This is a genomic window from Klebsiella sp. X13 (assembly GCF_003323835.1).
Lineage (GTDB): Bacteria > Pseudomonadota > Gammaproteobacteria > Enterobacterales > Enterobacteriaceae > Klebsiella > Klebsiella ornithinolytica.
Genome location: NZ_CP030874.1, coordinates 4,114,762 through 4,131,308, shown reverse-complemented (window position 1 = coordinate 4,131,308; position 16,547 = coordinate 4,114,762). Strand labels below are relative to the sequence as shown.

The window sequence follows — 16,547 nt, the reverse complement described above, 5'->3', positions numbered from 1 at the left end:
ACAATGGCAATAATCATTACCGGAGGGTAATTACGACCTTACAGCTGGAGATAAAAAGCTTCAGATAACAAAAATACGTTTACCACCAGGCTTCGACCTGGACGCCGAAGTTCCACGTATTGCTGGCGGTTTGATCTTCAAACGGTTTACCATTCTCGGAATCATTGAGATAGGAGGCAAAAATACGTAATTCAGGGCGTGACATAAAGTCCGGGCCATCGGCCAGACCCAGCGCAATGGTGTATTTCTCGCCGGCTTGTTTGTAGTCGGTATTGTTTTTATAGCTGTCTTTCTGGTAGAAACCGCCGACTTCGCCAATCAGACGGACATACTCGGTGAACTGATACTGTCCGCGTGCGACCAGAGAGAGTAAACGCGTTTTATTGGTGTAATCGGTGATGTCGTCGGCGGAGCCCCAGGTCAGCACATGGTTAATCGAGAATTTGTCGGTAATCGGAATCAGACCGGTGTTGATCACGCGATAGCCGGTGGCATCGTTGACATAGTTCCACATGTCGTACCAACCGCCGCCCTGGGAGACCATGTTCTGCGCCAGCCCTTTATTTGCATACTGCAGAACCAGCTTGTTGTAGCCGCCCAGCATATCCTGGCTGATTTCGCCGGTCAGCATCACGCCGTTATCGGCATCGTACAGCCCGCCGTAGCTATCCTGTTTTTTGGTGGTGTTGGGCATCGCGTAGTCGATACCAAATTCGGTCCAGGCGCCGGACCACGGTTTCCAGCCCGCATAGCGCAGATCGACATAGTTGATATTGACGTTGCTGTCGCCGTCGACGCGGTAATCGACGTCGTTTGCATCACCGCGGATCCAGGCAAGTGAAACGGCGCCTGGGCCTAAGGTATAGTTTTCGATCCCGGCCCCGGAACCGGAGATGTTCCAGTATTTGGTATCGATGATGTGCAGATCGTGGCGCTGATAGTAGCGCTTGCCGCCCCAAATGACCGCGTTAGGATCGCCGGGGATCAGGCCTTTAATTTGCAGGTTCAGCTGACGCAGGCCAAACTGCGCATCGTCATTGAGGGTGGTTTCGTTATCGTTAGAACCGTCAGAGACCATGCTGACCATGCTATCGAGATAGAAGCTGACGTCATCCTTCTTATACACCTCAGAACCCAACTCCAGCTCGCCATAGGTATCAGATTCGTTACCCAGACGACCAATTTTGTTTTTTTGCCATTCGGCCAGACTGCCATCCCCGGAGACCCCAACCCCGGCACGCATATAACCATGAAAATCGATTCCAGGAACAGAGGCGGAAGCCGCGAGCACGGATGGTGAAATCAGCGCGGCGGCCAACGCAACAGAGACTGTGCGCAGCGTAGTGTTCATGTCTATCCTCTTATTGTTTTGTATTACGTTCACATTAACGGTGTCATGAAATGCCTAAACGTAACTTCAGGCAATTTAATGATCGTAATAGTGTGATTAAGTGCAAATAAAATGGCGTAATTTGTTACGGTCAGTGAGTCCATTCACAATTTGATGTATTGTGAGCGTAATACTTTTATTGTCATTTTTTAGCATGGGAACGTTGCAGGGCGCGTTTTTTTAAATGGCCCCTGTTACAATCCAGGGATAACAACATAAGGAACCGGACCATGAAGTCGAAAAGCGCAACCTTAGAAGATGTCGCGCGTCATGCAGGCGTCTCCTATCAGACCGTGTCCAGGGTGCTCAATAAATCTGCTAATGTATCCGAGGCCACGCGTCGTAAGGTGGAGAAATCCATTGAGCTATTGCGGTATGTCCCTAACCGCCTGGCTCAACAGCTGGTGGGCAAGCAAAGTCGGACCGTCGGTCTGGTGACAATTTCACTGTCGTTGCACGCGCCTTCTCAAGTTGCCGCAGCGGTAAAACGCTATGCGAATGTGGAAGGTTATCAGGTGCTCATTTCTATGATTGATGAGAGCGTCAATCAAAGTATTCAGGAATCCATCAATGAGCTGAAGTCCCAGCTGGTTGATAAGGTGATCATCAACGTGCCTCTGGAGACCGAACAAGCCCAGAAAATCGCGGCTGACAATGATGATATCCTTTGTCTCTTCCTCGACGTCGATCCCTATAGCTCCGTGTTTAACGTTTCGTTTAACCCGGCTGACGGCACCCGCGCGAGCGTCAAATATCTGTATGAAATGGGTCATCGGGATATTGCGCTGCTGGCCGGGCCGGAAAGCTCCGTCTCGGCAAAATTGCGTCTGAAGAGCTGGATAGAGACGCTGGCTGGCTATGGGCTACAGCCGGTGACGGTGATTCGCGGGAACTGGGACGCGCAGAGCGGCTATGCGGGCGCGCTGCAGATGTTGCGTGAGACGCCGAAATTTACGGCGGTGCTGGTGGGGAATGACCAGATGGCGCTGGGGGTACTGAGCGCATTTCATCAGCATCAGGTGCCGATTCCCGGTGAGAAGTCGGTGATTGGCTATGATGATACGTATGAAAGCTCATTCTTCTATCCGGCGCTGACCACCGTGTCGCTGGATCTGGATTTGCAGGGTAAAGAGGCCGTACGCCGTATTCTTGCTAGCGGCGATGGCGAAACGTCGCATACCTCTTCAATCCTGCCTGCCCGGCTGGTCGTGCGTCATTCTACCGGGCCAAAAACGGAGCAGGGTAAAGACCTACAGGCCATTGCAGAACAGCTGCGTGCGCTTGCACATCAACTGAATCCTTAATCTCTCACGGGCGGTTCGCGCCGCTCGATTTTACATCCCTGAGCTTCTCATGGTTGATCTTTGTCTTTTTGCGGCGTAACCTTATTGTTATGTTATAACATATCTGTTGAGGTTATCATGAAAGACAATATCCATCCGCATTACCGTACCGTTGTGTTCCATGACACCAGCGTGAATGAATATTTTAAAGTGGGATCGACAATCAAGACCGAGCGCGTAATTGAACTGGATGGGGAGACCTATCCTTATGTCACCCTCGATGTGTCGTCCAAATCGCACCCGTATTACACCGGTAAGCAGAAAGCCCTCAACAGCGAAGGCAGCACTGCACGTTTCCGCCAGCGTTTCGGCGGCTTTATTGATGCTAAAAGGAACTAAGGATGCAGGTACTCAACTCGTTGCGCAGTGCGAAACAGCGCCACCCCGATTGTCAGATTGTGAAACGCAAAGGGCGGCTGTACGTTATCTGCAAAAGCAATCCTCGTTTTAAAGCCGTGCAGGGACGTAAGAAGAGACGCTAATCTCCTGATGTACGGAAGCTCTCCAGCGTGGCGCGCTGCTGACCATCGGGGCTAAAGTTTCCGCTGGCCAGCCATCGCTGCATCGCTTTATCTATCAGTGGCCACTCGCTGTCGATTATCGAAAACCAGTCGGTATCGCGGTTGTGGCCCTTTATCACTAACGCCTGGCGAAAACGTCCCTCAAAGTGAAACCCCAATCGTTGCGCCGCCCGGCGCGAGGGTTCGTTCAGGCTATTACATTTCCACTCATAGCGGCGATAGCCGAGCGTATCGAAGACGTAGCGCATCAGAAGCCACTGGGCTTCCGTCGCCATTGCGGTCCGACTGAGCAGCGGCGAGAAGTGCACGTGTCCGACTTCGATCACGCCATTTTGGGCATCAATACGCATCAGCGCCAGGGAGCCGACGGGCTGTCGGGTGCGTTCATCCACGACGGCGAAATGGAGAGGATCGCTGAGCTTTTCCACGCTGGTTATCCAGGCGCTGAACGTCTCTACGCAGTTGTCCGGTTCGCGCAATAACCACGTCCAGCTTCGGGTATCCGGGGCCAGCTGATGTGCGGCAAAGAGCGCGCTGGCGTGAGCGGCAGTCAGCGGCTCCAGGCGGCAATAACGTCCCTGGAGAATTTGACGTTGCGGAAACGGGCGCGGCTGCCAGTCGGGCAGGGCCTGGCCAACGGGTTGTCCGAACGAATTATGTTGCTGCATGGGGGGCTCCTTATCTGCGGGGGAATAGCGTGAGACTAAAGTTTTACTGGTTCCATAAAAAGATCCATCAGAGTATGTTTTGATGGTGCCACGAGGAGCCGAGATGAATATTCCTGATGATGCCTTCTTCACCCTACTGGAACACACCTTGTCCCGGCGAGGTCATGAAACCCTTCAGCGCACGCTGTATCGTGCGCTGCGCGAGGCGATTTTACAGGGAGCGCTGGCAGGCGGTAGTCGGCTGCCGGGTTCACGTGCTATCGCGACGCGGCTCAATTTGTCGCGTAATACGATTAACGGGGCGCTGGAGCAGCTGACCATGGAAGGCTACCTGCAGCGCAGCCGCCAGGGGACGTATGTGGCGACGCTGACCGCCTCCGGTGAGCGGGAAGGGCTACCGCTGACCATTGCGTTGCCGGAGCGGCTGATCGCGCTACCTCCCGGCACCCGTCGCGATTCGCCGACGCTGATATTTACTCCCGGCACGCCGGCGATTAACTATTTTCCTTTACCGCTCTGGCGGCGGCTGCTCGACAAGGTGCTGCGTGATGAGGGCAGCGCGCTGCTGGGTTACGGAGAGGCGGCAGGGGAACCCGCGCTGCGGGAAGCGATTGTCCGTCATCTGGCGCTATCTCGCGGGATCCGCTGCGACGCCCGGCAAATCGTGATTACCGAAGGCGCGCTCGAAGGCGTCAACCTCTGTACCCATCTGCTGAGCGAAGCGGGTGACACCGCATGGGTTGAAGAGCCGGGATATCCCGGCGCGAAGAGCGTATTTATGAAGGCCGGGTTACAGGTAAAAGGGATGCCGGTAGACAGTGAAGGGATGTGTCCGGACATGGACGAGAACCTGCCGCCGCGGCTGATTTTTACCTCGCCTTCGCATCAATATCCCTGTGGCGCGGTGATGAGCGCAGGCAGGCGTCTGGCGCTGCTGGAATATGCCCGCCAGCATGATGCATGGATTGTTGAAGATGATTACGACAGCGAGTTTCGCTATAGCGGGGAACCTGTTCCGGCCATGTCAGGGATGATGAAACAGGCGCCGGTGGTCTATATCGGCACCTTCAGCAAGACGTTGTTTCCGGCGCTGCGCATTGGTTTCGTGGTGATGCCTCCCGCCCTGGCGCAAGCCGCTCAGGGATTCGTGGGATCGCTGCTGCGCGGTGGTCACCGGGCTGAACAGCGAGCGCTGGCGTTGTTTATCGAAGAGGGGCATTACGCGCGTCATCTGGCGGCGATGCGGCGCTTGTATCGCCGGCGACAGCAGCAGCTCCGTGAGGTGCTGGCAGCGGAGCTGACGCAACCTTTTGCTCTTCTCGGTGGCGAGGGCGGACTGCACCTGGCGGTAGCCATTGACGGGATAGACGATGGAGCGGTGGTGGAACAGGCGCGGCTGTATCAACAAGCACCGGCGGCATTAAGCCGGTTTTACCTTGATACACAACGCGCGCGAAGCGGGCTGGTGCTGGGATATGGCAATACGTCCGCCTCGCATTTTGGCCCTGCGGTGCGGACGTTGAATCGTCTTATTGAGCGGTATCGACGCGGGTGAGGCTGAAGATATCGTAGAACGAGAGTTCACCTTTCGTCGCCACCATTTTTTGTAGCTGGGTTTTCTGCTCGCCGGCCACCCGGGGTGACTGCATAATGCGTTCGATCAGCTGCTGAGGGACATATCGCGTGTTGTACCACTCCCCGTTGTAGCAAACGCGAAAATCCAGGACATCGATATCTTCGTAGCGGTAGCGCGGGTAGACGTCAAAAAAGAAGAAGCCGTTTAACAGGGCGAACAGAACCACCAGTAGCCAAACTGAATCGGCCAGCGTTTCCGATGTCAGCATGACCACGAACGTCGCGAGGAACGCGGCGTACATTGCGACGAACAGCCACGGATGATTGCGAATAAAACTGATACTAAAGCGCGGACGGTTGTCGCGCTTCTCTTTCACATTGAGCTCATCAATCGTGTTTGTCAGCAGTTGCTGTATTTCTGTCATCTTGGTCCCCGAATTCTGCTAAGGCTCAGCCTGAAGGCTATTTTATGTTGCGGGAATCTCTCGGGAAAGTAACAGATCAGTTGCAGAAAAGCATAACAGTTACGCTTTTTCCGCTGTCAGCATCTTAATGATTTGCGCCGGGTTGCCGCCGACCACGGCATTGGCCGGAACATCTTTCACGACCACGGCACCGGATGCAATGACGGCATTATCGCCGATAGTAATCCCGGGATTAATGACCGCCCGACCGCCAATCCACACATTATGGCCGATAGTAACGGGTTTACCGTACTCTTTACCGCTGTTGCGTTCGGCGGCATCTAAGGGATGCGTGGCGGTATAGATGTGGACGCCGGGCGCCAGCATACAATTATCACCGATGTGAATCGGACAGACATCAAGCATCACACAATCAAAGTTTGCGTAGAAATTGGTGCCGAGGAAAATATTGTAACCATAATCACAGCGGAAAGTGGGTTCAATATAAGCATCGCTTGCCCGGCCAAACAGTTCAGTCAGACATATTTTCCGCCATTCCCGCTCGTCCGGAGCCGAATGGTTGTAGCGATGCAGCAATTGCCTGGCGCGCAGGCGGTCTGCCCGTAGCGTGGCATCACCAGCCTGATACAGTTCACCGGCGATCATTTTACGTTTCTCTTCACTCATGATGCTTTCCTGATTAAGGTAGGTAGGCGTCACAGTATAAAAAAGAAACCGGTTTCATGAGCGCGCTTTAGTGACTTATGCGAGTAATATCACAATTATACCCAGAGTAGGGGAGGACCCGGTTAACCGTCTGACTGAGATGTGAAATGAATTAGCGAATGAACTTCCACACCGATGTCGGGATTTTGTCGTAGAGCTTATTCATGGTCAATTCAGCAAGACGGTGGTCGGCCGCTGAGTAAAATACAGCCAGTTCGTTATCTGAAAGTTCATATTTGTTTTTTTCAATTACGCGTTCCAGCGTATCAATTGTCTGACAGCGACGTAAGCGCATCAAATAGTCTGTTTTGGTTAATGGTTCACCAGACATAACTTCACCTTTTGATTGTAATAATACTAACAAGAAAGACTTGCCGGATTTTCCCGACTGGCGTTGACAAAACATCGGAATAACCGATTTCCCGATTTGCGCCATTTCTGTAGATCGGCCGTGTTAATGCCATAACTGCTGAACAACATAAAAGTGTCATCCAGGTATTCGTCCAGCTGAGCGATCAGTTTATTATCCTCAGCATACTTAATTTTATAATTAAGCGCGAACGTGGCTATGTGTTCGATCAATTCATTAAGTTGAAGATTAATAGCCGACGTTGGATCATTCACCCACCCGTGGTTACTCTCTTCCAGGTTTGCAAGGCAGTCATGATACAGGGTTTCGCAAAGAAATCGAAGCTGCGCGATATCATGTCTTTTTGGCGAGTATTCGTCCATAACGCATCCCCTTTTTAGTGGTTTAAACGACGACTAACAAGCACCGTTGTGGGATGAACACGACTAACAGACCTGACACATACATTGTAATCCTGTTGTTTTAACTATAATCCACTCTTAAAAAGATTTCACCGTGCTATTACGAAAAATTACAATTATCGCCGTTAATTTATCTTAAAAATATCTGAACTTATTATGCCACGGCAATCAATGTGGTGATTCTGCGAAAGCAAAGCTTATGGATCATTGATTTAGCAGGCACTTTTCTTTGGCACCAGTTCTCACCCCCCAGATAACACTGGGTTAAGAATATTCTTAGTTAAGATAAGGGTAAAGCGGCAAAAGAATAATCTGATAAAAACAAAGTAAAAGCTTATCGCCGGAAATTGTATATCAGGATACAAAGTAAACCGTAGCAATGCGTGCGTTTCAATATACGCTATCCGAAAAATTTCCTCAACGAATCCCGAAGCGAGCGGGGGCGCAGGCGAAAAAAAGGGCCGCTGATGCGGCCCTCAGTGGAGAGATTAATGATGCTCAGTCGGATGGCTGTGCTCAATGTCTTCCGATTTCTTGCTGAAGCGGCGGCGAACCACCACAAAGAAGACCGGAACAAAGAAGATAGCCAGAACCGTTGCCGTCACCATCCCGCCCATTACGCCGGTACCTACGGCGTTCTGTGCGCCGGAACCTGCGCCGGAGCTAATGACCAGCGGCATAACCCCGAGGATAAACGCCAGTGAGGTCATCAGGATTGGACGCAGACGCATACGTACCGCTTCCAGGGTCGCTTCAATCAGACCCTTGCCTTCTTTATCCATCAGATCTTTGGCGAATTCTACGATAAGTATCGCGTTCTTCGCCGACAGACCAATGGTGGTCAGCAGGCCTACCTGGAAGTAAACGTCGTTCGTCAGACCACGGAACGTTGCCGCCAGCAGTGCACCGATAACCCCCAGTGGGACAACCAGCATAACGGAGAACGGTATCGACCAGCTTTCATACAGCGCCGCCAGACACAGGAATACCACGATCAGCGAGATGGCATACAGCGCCGGCGCCTGGTTACCGGACAGACGTTCCTGATAGGACATACCGGTCCAGTCATAACCAATACCCGAAGGCAGTTTTTTGGCCAGCTCTTCCATCATCGTCATCGCTTCACCGGTACTTCTGCCCGGAGCCGCCTGACCGAGGATTTCCATCGACGGCAGACCGTTATAGCGTTCCAGACGCGGTGAACCATACTCCCAGTGTGAGGTGGAGAAGGCTGAGAACGGCACCATCTGTCCATCGCTACCGCGAACGTACCAGTTGCCAATATCTTCCGGCAGCATACGGTATTTCGCTTCGGACATGACGTACACTTTCTTCACGCGACCGCGGTCGATGAAGTCATTGACGTAGCTACCGCCCCAGGCTGCGCCCAGCGTGGTATTGATGTCGCTGATAGAAACGCCCAACGCCTGCGCTTTCTCCTGGTCAATATCCACCTTGAACTGCGGCGTATCTTCCAGGCCGTTAGGACGAACGCCGACCAGCAGGTCAGGGTGCTTCGCCACTTCACCAAACAGCTGGTTACGTGCCTGAGTCAGTTTTTCGTGACCTAAGCCGCCCTGGTCGATCAGCTGGAAGTCAAAGCCGGTTGCGGTACCCAGTTCGACGATAGCCGGCAGGTTAAAGGCGAAGACCATCGCGTCTTTAATCTGCGAGAAACGGGCCATCGCACGACCGGTAATCGCTTCAACCTTGTTCTCGCTGCCCGGACGTTCGCTCCAGTCTTTCAGTGAAACGAACGCAATACCGGTGTTCTGACCACGACCCGCGAAGCCAAAGCCGTTAACGGCGAACACAGATTCGACGTTGGCTTTCTCTTTCGTGAGGTAGTAGTCCGTCATCTCATCCAGCACTTTCTGCGTACGTTCCTGCGTAGCGCCGGCAGGAAGCTGCGCCATGCTCAGGAATACGCCCTGATCTTCATCTGGCAGGAACGAGCTCGGCAGACGGACGAACAGCCAGGCCATTCCGACGACGATAATCAGATACAGCACCAGGTAACGACCGGTACTGCGCAGAATGTTACCTACGCTATCGGTGTAATGGTGCGTGCTCTTATCGAACATGCGGTTAAACCAGCCAAAGAAGCCTTTGTGCTCGCCATGACCGCCTTTAGCGATAGGTTTCAGCATCGTGGCGCACAGCGCCGGGGTCAGGATTAATGCAACCAGCACCGACAGCGCCATCGCCGAAACGATGGTGATGGAGAACTGACGATAAATCGCACCCGTTGAACCACCGAAGAAGGCCATCGGGATAAATACCGCAGAAAGCACCATCGCGATACCGACCAGTGCGCCCTGAATCTGGCCCATGGATTTACGGGTTGCTTCCTTCGGCGGCAGGCCTTCTTCCGCCATGACACGCTCGACGTTTTCCACCACCACGATGGCGTCATCGACGAGCAGACCTATCGCAAGCACCATACCAAACATGGTCAGGGTGTTTATCGAGAAGCCAAAAATGGCCAGGATGGCGAAAGTACCCAGCAAGACGACCGGTACCGCGATGGTTGGAATCAACGTGGCGCGGAAGTTCTGCAGGAACAGATACATAACCAGGAAGACCAGGATGATCGCTTCGACCAGCGTTTTAACCACTTCATGAATCGAGATTTTCACGAACGGCGTGGTGTCATACGGGTAAACAATCTTCAGGCCTGACGGGAAGTACGGCTCCATTTTCGCCAGTTCAGCGCGAATGGCGTTGGCGGTATCCAGGGCGTTGGCGCCGGTCGCCAGTTTGATACCCAGACCGGAAGCCGGCTGGTTATTAAACTTCGCGACGATGTCATAGTTTTCACCGCCAAGCTCAACTTTCGCTACGTCACGCAGACGAACCTGCGAACCGTCCTGGTTCACTTTCAGCAGAATATTGCTGAATTCGTCAGCGGATTTCAGACGGGTCTGCGCGATGATAGAGGCGTTCAGCTGCTGGCCTTTCACCGGCGGCGTACCGCCTAACTGACCGGCTGCTACCTGGGCGTTCTGGGCTTTAATCGCGCTGATCACATCGACCGGCGTCAGCTGGAAGTTGTTCAGTTTGTTCGGATCCATCCAGATACGCATCGCGTACTGGGAACCAAACAGCTGAACGTCACCCACGCCGGACGTACGGCTGATCGCATCTTTCATGTTGGCGCCAACGTAGTCGGAGATATCCTCCTGCGTCATGGTGCCGTTGGTGTTGATAACGCCGACAACCATCAGGAAGCTGCTGGAGGATTTCTCCACGCTCACGCCCTGTTGCTGTACTTCCTGCGGCAGCAGCGGCATGGCGAGCTGCAGTTTGTTCTGCACCTGTACCTGCGCGATGTCCGCATCCGTACCAGACTGGAAGGTCAGGGTGATCTGTACCGTACCGGTTGAGTCACTGTTGGAGGACATGTACATCAGGTTATCGATACCGTTCATGTTCTGTTCGATAACCTGCGTCACGGTATCCTGCACCGTTTTCGCATCAGCACCCGGGTAGGTTGCGGTGATCGAGACCGCCGGCGGCGCAATCGTTGGATATTGCGCAACAGGCAGCTTCAGGATCGCAAGTCCCCCGGCAAGCATGATGATTATGGCGATCACCCATGCGAATATGGGGCGATCGATAAAGAAATTAGGCATGTCTTAACGGCTCCTGTTTAAGTTAAGACTTGGTTTGTTCTGACTGAGCGTTGCTGGCAACTTGCTGTTGATCGTCAGAGGCTACTTCCTGCGCTTTAACCTGCACGCCTGGTTTGACTTTTTGCAGTCCGGTAACAATCACGCGATCGCCGGATTTCACTCCGCTGGTGACCAGCCATTTATCGCCAATCGCCTGCGTTGCAGTAACCTGACGAACTTCGACCTTATCACCTTCACCGACAACCATAACGCTGGCATCACCACGCGGCGTGCGGGTTACGCCCTGCTGTGGAACCAGCAGTGCATCCGGGTTGGTCCCTTCCTGCAGACGAGCGCGGACGAACATCCCTGGTAACAGGGTGTGATCCGGGTTCGGGAAGATAGCGCGTAAAGTGATAGAACCGGTGGTCTGATCAACGGTGACATCAGAAAACTCCAGCGTACCGCCTTGCGGATACTTCAGCCCGTCGTTGGTAACCAGTTCGACTTTGGCTTTGCCGTTTTCTTGTTTCAGCGTTCCGTTTGCCAGCTCTTGTTTCAGACGCAGGAAATCGTTGCTCGACTGGGTCACATCAACATAGATAGGGTCCAGCTGCTGAACGGTGGCCAGCGCAGTAGCCTGACCATTCTGCACCAGTGCGCCTTCGGTCACGGCGGATTTACCAATTCGTCCGCTGATAGGCGAAGTCACTTTGGTATAAGCCAGGTTAATACGCGCCGTTTCCACAGCGGCTTTCGCGGCTACAACGGCGGCGTTGCTCTGCTGAGCGTCGGCGACGGCAGTATCATAATCCTGTTGACTGATGTATTTGGTGCCGAGCAGTTTCTGATAACGTTTAACCGTCAGCTGCGCGATATTGGCCGCGGCCTGTGCTTTGGCTAAATCGCCTTTTGCGCTTTCGTAGCTGGCCTGGTAAGTTGCCGGATCGATCTGATAAAGGGACACGCCAGCCTGGATGTCACTACCTTCCGTAAAGTTACGTTTCAGAATAATGCCACTTACCTGAGGACGGACTTCTGCAATACGGTAGGCGCTGGTGCGGCCCGGTAGCTCGGTGGTGATTTGCAGAGGTGCGGATTTGAGCGTCACAATACCGACTTCCGGCATATGCTGGGCTCCTTGCTGAGCCGGTTTGTCGTCACATCCTGTTAGCGCTAAGCTGCCTGAGAGCATCAGAACGACCGCCAGAGGCGTTAACCCTCTGTTTTTGTTCATATGTAAACCTCGAGTGTCCAATTTCAAATTGTTCAGTGGCTCAAACGACCACAAACCCACTACTGTGTTTCTATTATGGTCATGCTATGGTACATACATTCATAAATGTATGTAAACGTAACCTCTGTAAACTCATCGACCTATGGCACGAAAAACCAAACAACAGGCACTTGAAACCCGGCAACACATTCTGGATGTTGCTCTGCGTTTGTTTTCGCAGCAAGGCGTATCATCTACCTCGTTGGCAGCAATTGCAAAAGCTGCCGGGGTAACGAGGGGGGCTATCTACTGGCATTTCAAGAATAAATCAGATTTATTTAATGAAATATGGGTGTTGTCGGACGCAAGTATTAGCGATCTTGAAGTTGAGTATCGGGCAAAATTCCCCAACGATCCACTGTCAGTTGTCAGGGGGATCTTAGTCCATGTTCTTGAAGCCACCGTGACAGAAGAGCGGCGGCGGCTGATGATGGAAATTATCTTCCATAAATGTGAGTTTGTCGGTGAGATGGCGGTGGTGCAGAAAGCCCAGCGCAGCTTATGTCTTGAGAGCTATGAACGTATCGAACACACGCTAAAAGAGTGCATTGCGGCCAACATGCTGCCGGCCAATTTGTTAACCCGCCGGGCGGCGGTTTTAATGCGCAGCTACCTCTCCGGGCTGATGGAAAACTGGCTCTTTGCACCGGACTCCTTCGATCTTGAAAAAGAAGCGCGCGACTATGTTGCCATTCTTCTTGAAATGTATCAGTTTTGCCCTACGCTCCGGGCTCCCTCGGAAGCTAAGAATTAACGTACTGGCAAAATAAAAAAGGTGAGTATTTGCTGATGGTCGCGGCTATTCGTGCGATTGCAGAAGTGCTATTCTGCGGGCTGCGACGACCCCCGGTATTCTCCGGCTATTGCAACCACTCATGTTAACACTATGCTGCATACTATCCGTTGGCGAAATGCCACTTCCGCTTTTGTAATTGTACTGTTGTTATTTGTCGGCTGTCTTAGCATTAATCAGGCTCTGGCTGCCGATGTCCCTGACCGATCTGATATTCAGAATCAACTCAATACGCTAAATAAGCAAAAGGAACTGACGCCACAGGATAAGCTGGTTCAGCAAGACCTGGTGCAGACCCTGGAAGCACTCGATAAAATCGAGCGGATTAAGTCGGAAACGACTCAGCTGCGGCAACAGGTTGAGCAGGCGCCAGCGAAGATGCGTCAGGCGGTCGATAGCCTCAACGCCTTAAGCGAGGTGCCTGATGATGAGGCGACGCGGAAAACGCTCAGCACGCTCTCTTTGCGGCAGCTGGAATCTCGTCTCTCCCAGACGCTGGACGATCTGCAAACCGCGCAAAACGATCTGGCGACCTACAACAGTCAGCTGGTCTCCCTGCAAACCCAGCCGGAACGCGTGCAAAATGCGATGTACGCGGCTTCCCAGCAGCTACAGCAGATACGCAACCGTCTGAACGGCACCACCACCACGGGCGACGAAGCCCTGCGCCCGAGCCAGCAGGGATTGCTGCTGGCGCAGCAGGCGCTGCTTAACGCGCAAATTGAGCAGCAGCGTAAGAGCCTCGAAGGTAACACCGTGTTGCAGGATACGCTGCAAAAGCAACGTGATTACGTCAGCGCCAACAGTAATCGTCTCGAACATCAGCTGCAGCTGCTGCAGGAAGCGGTTAACAGCAAACGCCTGACGCTAACGGAAAAAACCGCTCAGGAAGCGGTCACGCCGGATGAGACGGCGCGTATCCAGTCCAACCCGCTGGTCAAACAAGAGCTGGATATTAACCATCAGCTGAGTCAGAAGCTCATCGCGGCGACTGAGAACGGCAACCAGCTGGTGCAGCGCAACATTAAAGTGAAAAACTGGCTCGATCGGGCGCTGCAATCTGAACGTGATATCAAAGAGCAGATTTCAGTCCTCAAAGGGAGCCTGTTACTGTCGCGCATCCTATACCAGCAGCAGCAGACGCTCCCGTCGGCGGACGAGCTGGAAGATATGACCAACCGTATTGCCGATCTGCGTCTTGAACAGTTTGAGGTCAACCAGCAGCGTGATGCGTTGTTCCAGAGCGATGCGTTCGTCGCCAAACTGGAAGAAGGGCACAGCAATGAAGTGACCCCTGACGTACATAATGCTCTGCTGGACGTCGTGGATATGCGCCGCGAACTGCTCGATCAGTTTAACAAGCAGCTCGGCAATCAGCTGATGATGGCCATTAACCTGCAGATCAACCAGCAGCAGTTAATGAGCGTCTCAAGCAATCTGAAAGCCATCCTGACCCAGCAGATTTTCTGGGTGAATAGCAACAAACCGATGGACTGGGACTGGATTAAATCCTTCCCGGAAGCGTTGAAAGGGCAGTTTAAGGCGATGAAAATCACCGTAAACTGGGAGAAAGCGTGGCCGGCGGTGTTTGTTGCCTTCCTTGCCGGTCTGCCGCTGCTGCTGATTGCTGGCCTGATCCGCTGGCGCCTGCAGTGGTTGCGTAATTACCAGGCCCGGCTGGCCTCGCAGGTCGGTCAGCTGCGTAACGACACGCAGCTCCATACGCCCAAAGCGATTCTGATCGACCTGATCCGCGCACTGCCTGTCGTACTGCTGATTCTGGCGGTAGGTTTGATTCTGCTGACGATGCAGCTGAACATCAGCGAACTGCTGTGGGCATACAGTAAAAAACTGGCGCTGTTCTGGCTGGTGTTTGGCCTGTGCTGGAAGGTGCTGGAAAAAGACGGCGTGGCGGTAAGCCACTTTAATATGCCACCGCAGCTGACCAGCCACTGGCGTCGGCAAATTGTGCGCGTCAGTCTTGCGCTGCTGCCGCTGAATTTCTGGTCGGTGGTCTCTGAACTGTCGCCGCTGAATTTGATGGATGATGTGCTGGGGCAGTTCGTTATCTTCCTCAATCTGCTGCTGATCGCGGTACTGGTGTGGCCGATGTGTCGCGAGAGCTGGCGTGATAAAGAGTCGCACAGCCTGCGTCTTCTTACCGTCACCGTACTCTCGATTGTGCCTGTCGCGCTGATGGTGCTGACGGCTACCGGCTACTTCTATACCACCCTGCGTCTGGCCGGCCGCTGGATTGAAACCGTCTACCTGGTGATGCTGTGGAATCTGCTGTACCAGACCGTTTTGCGCGGCCTGAGCGTTGCCGCACGGCGTATCGCCTGGCGGCGTGCGCTGGCCCGTCGCCAGCATATGGTCAAAGAGGGGGCTGAAGGGGCTGAACCGCAGGAAGAGCCGACCATCGCCCTGGAGCAGGTCAACCAACAAACGCTGCGCATTACCATGCTGGTGATGGTCGCCTTGTTTGGCGTTGTGTTCTGGGCGATTTGGTCCGATCTCATCACCGTCTTCGCCTATCTCGACAGTATCACCTTGTGGCACTACAACGGCACCGAAGCTGGAGCCAGCGTAGTAAGAAGCGTGACGATGGGAAGCCTGCTGTTTGCGATTGTCGCCTCCATGGTCGCCTGGGCGTTGATCCGCAACCTACCGGGGCTGCTGGAAGTGCTGATCCTCTCTCGGCTCAACATGCGCCAGGGGACGTCCTACGCCATTACCTCGATCCTCAACTACGCGATTATCGCGATCGGTGCGATGACGGTATTTGGCGCGCTGGGCGTCTCGTGGGACAAGCTGCAGTGGCTGGCGGCCGCATTGTCGGTGGGTCTGGGCTTTGGCCTGCAGGAGATTTTCGGGAACTTCGTTTCCGGCCTGATTATCCTCTTCGAACGCCCGGTGCGCATCGGCGATACGGTGACGATCGGGACCTTCTCCGGTACCGTCAGCAAGATCCGCATTCGTGCCACCACCATTACCGACTTTGACCGTAAAGAGGTGATCATCCCGAACAAAGCGTTTGTGACCGAGCGTTTGATCAACTGGTCGCTGTCCGACACCGTGACCCGCGTGGTGATCCGCATCGGCGTGGCATACGGTTCCGATCTGGATAAGGTCAAGGAGGTTCTGCTGCAGGCGGCACATGAGCATCCGAAAGTGATGCAGGAGCCTGCGCCGTCGGTCTTCTTCACCACCTTCGGCGCCAGCACGCTGGATCATGAGCTGCGTTTATATGTGCGCGAACTGCGCGATCGCAGCTATACCGTCGATGAACTGAACCGGGCGATCGATCGCCTGTGCCGTGAAAACGACATCAACATCGCCTTCAACCAGCTGGAAGTCCATCTGCGTAACGAAAAAGGGGATGAAGTGACGGAGCTCAAACGTGAGGTCAAAGGAGACGATCCGTCTCCGGCTATTGGATAAGACTCAGCAGGGGCGGCCAGTGCGC

General features: G+C 53.6%; 15 protein-coding genes. 7 read left to right on the top strand and 8 right to left on the bottom strand.

Features of this window, described 5'->3' with window-relative positions:
- Window positions 1-79 precede the first annotated feature (79 nt).
- The gene (locus DSD31_RS19625) at window positions 80-1,351 is read right to left on the bottom strand and encodes a maltoporin (protein WP_004858775.1); all 1,272 of its coding nucleotides are present in this window, start codon (window positions 1,349-1,351) and stop codon (window positions 80-82) included.
- Between the two features lie 269 nt (window positions 1,352-1,620).
- On the opposite strand from DSD31_RS19625, the gene DSD31_RS19620 reads away from it, so the two are divergent.
- From DSD31_RS19620 to ykgO, 3 genes are all read left to right on the top strand, one after another.
- The gene (locus tag DSD31_RS19620) at window positions 1,621-2,694 is read left to right on the top strand and encodes a LacI family DNA-binding transcriptional regulator (RefSeq protein WP_032716764.1); all 1,074 of its coding nucleotides are present in this window, start codon (window positions 1,621-1,623) and stop codon (window positions 2,692-2,694) included.
- 117 nt (window positions 2,695-2,811) lie between these two features.
- Window positions 2,812-3,072 carry a type B 50S ribosomal protein L31 gene (locus tag DSD31_RS19615; protein ID WP_004858777.1) on the top strand — a complete coding sequence of 87 codons (261 nt, stop codon included), beginning with the start codon at window positions 2,812-2,814 and terminating at the stop codon, window positions 3,070-3,072.
- A 2-nt stretch (window positions 3,073-3,074) separates the two neighbouring features.
- A complete protein-coding gene (ykgO, locus tag DSD31_RS19610) occupies window positions 3,075-3,215 on the top strand; it encodes a type B 50S ribosomal protein L36 (RefSeq protein ID WP_003859006.1) in 141 nt (46 codons plus the stop codon).
- On the opposite strand, the gene DSD31_RS19605 is transcribed toward ykgO, so the two are convergent.
- On the bottom strand, window positions 3,212-3,922 hold the full coding sequence (locus DSD31_RS19605; protein ID WP_015585015.1) for a GNAT family N-acetyltransferase: 711 nt from the start codon (window positions 3,920-3,922) through the stop codon (window positions 3,212-3,214). The genes ykgO and DSD31_RS19605 overlap by 4 nt on opposite strands.
- Before the next feature lie 103 nt (window positions 3,923-4,025).
- On the opposite strand from DSD31_RS19605, the gene pdxR reads away from it, so the two are divergent.
- A complete protein-coding gene (pdxR, locus tag DSD31_RS19600; protein WP_032716766.1) occupies window positions 4,026-5,477 on the top strand; it encodes a MocR-like pyridoxine biosynthesis transcription factor PdxR in 1,452 nt (483 codons plus the stop codon).
- On the opposite strand, the gene DSD31_RS19595 is transcribed toward pdxR, so the two are convergent.
- Window positions 5,452-5,922, bottom strand: a complete 471-nt coding sequence (locus DSD31_RS19595; RefSeq protein ID WP_004858780.1) for a YlaC family protein — start codon at window positions 5,920-5,922, stop codon at window positions 5,452-5,454. The genes pdxR and DSD31_RS19595 overlap by 26 nt on opposite strands.
- On the opposite strand from DSD31_RS19595, the gene DSD31_RS26520 reads away from it, so the two are divergent.
- Window positions 5,916-6,050, top strand: a complete 135-nt coding sequence (locus DSD31_RS26520) for a hypothetical protein (RefSeq protein WP_223306663.1) — start codon at window positions 5,916-5,918, stop codon at window positions 6,048-6,050. The two genes, DSD31_RS19595 and DSD31_RS26520, sit on opposite strands and share 7 nt — an antisense overlap.
- Here the strand turns inward: DSD31_RS26520 and maa are convergent.
- From maa to acrA, 5 genes are all read right to left on the bottom strand, one after another.
- Window positions 6,022-6,588, bottom strand: coding sequence for a maltose O-acetyltransferase (gene maa, locus DSD31_RS19590; protein ID WP_004858781.1), 567 nt, complete (start codon window positions 6,586-6,588; stop codon window positions 6,022-6,024). The genes DSD31_RS26520 and maa overlap by 29 nt on opposite strands.
- A gap of 151 nt (window positions 6,589-6,739) precedes the next feature.
- A complete protein-coding gene (locus DSD31_RS19585) occupies window positions 6,740-6,958 on the bottom strand; it encodes an HHA domain-containing protein (RefSeq protein ID WP_004858783.1) in 219 nt (72 codons plus the stop codon).
- A gap of 26 nt (window positions 6,959-6,984) precedes the next feature.
- Entirely contained in the window at window positions 6,985-7,359 is a 375-nt protein-coding gene (gene tomB, locus DSD31_RS19580; protein WP_004858785.1) for an Hha toxicity modulator TomB, read from the bottom strand.
- 527 nt (window positions 7,360-7,886) lie between these two features.
- Entirely contained in the window at window positions 7,887-11,033 is a 3,147-nt protein-coding gene (acrB, locus tag DSD31_RS19575; RefSeq protein WP_004858787.1) for a multidrug efflux RND transporter permease subunit AcrB, read from the bottom strand.
- A gap of 22 nt (window positions 11,034-11,055) precedes the next feature.
- A complete protein-coding gene (gene acrA, locus DSD31_RS19570) occupies window positions 11,056-12,249 on the bottom strand; it encodes a multidrug efflux RND transporter periplasmic adaptor subunit AcrA (protein WP_004858789.1) in 1,194 nt (397 codons plus the stop codon).
- Between the two features lie 142 nt (window positions 12,250-12,391).
- Here acrA and acrR point away from each other — a divergent pair, with 142 nt between their 5' ends.
- A complete protein-coding gene (acrR, locus tag DSD31_RS19565; protein ID WP_004858790.1) occupies window positions 12,392-13,042 on the top strand; it encodes a multidrug efflux transporter transcriptional repressor AcrR in 651 nt (216 codons plus the stop codon).
- A gap of 132 nt (window positions 13,043-13,174) precedes the next feature.
- Window positions 13,175-16,522 (top strand): mechanosensitive channel MscK, encoded by a 3,348-nt coding sequence (gene mscK / locus DSD31_RS19560; protein ID WP_004858793.1) that lies wholly within the window; start codon window positions 13,175-13,177, stop codon window positions 16,520-16,522.
- Window positions 16,523-16,547 lie beyond the last annotated feature (25 nt).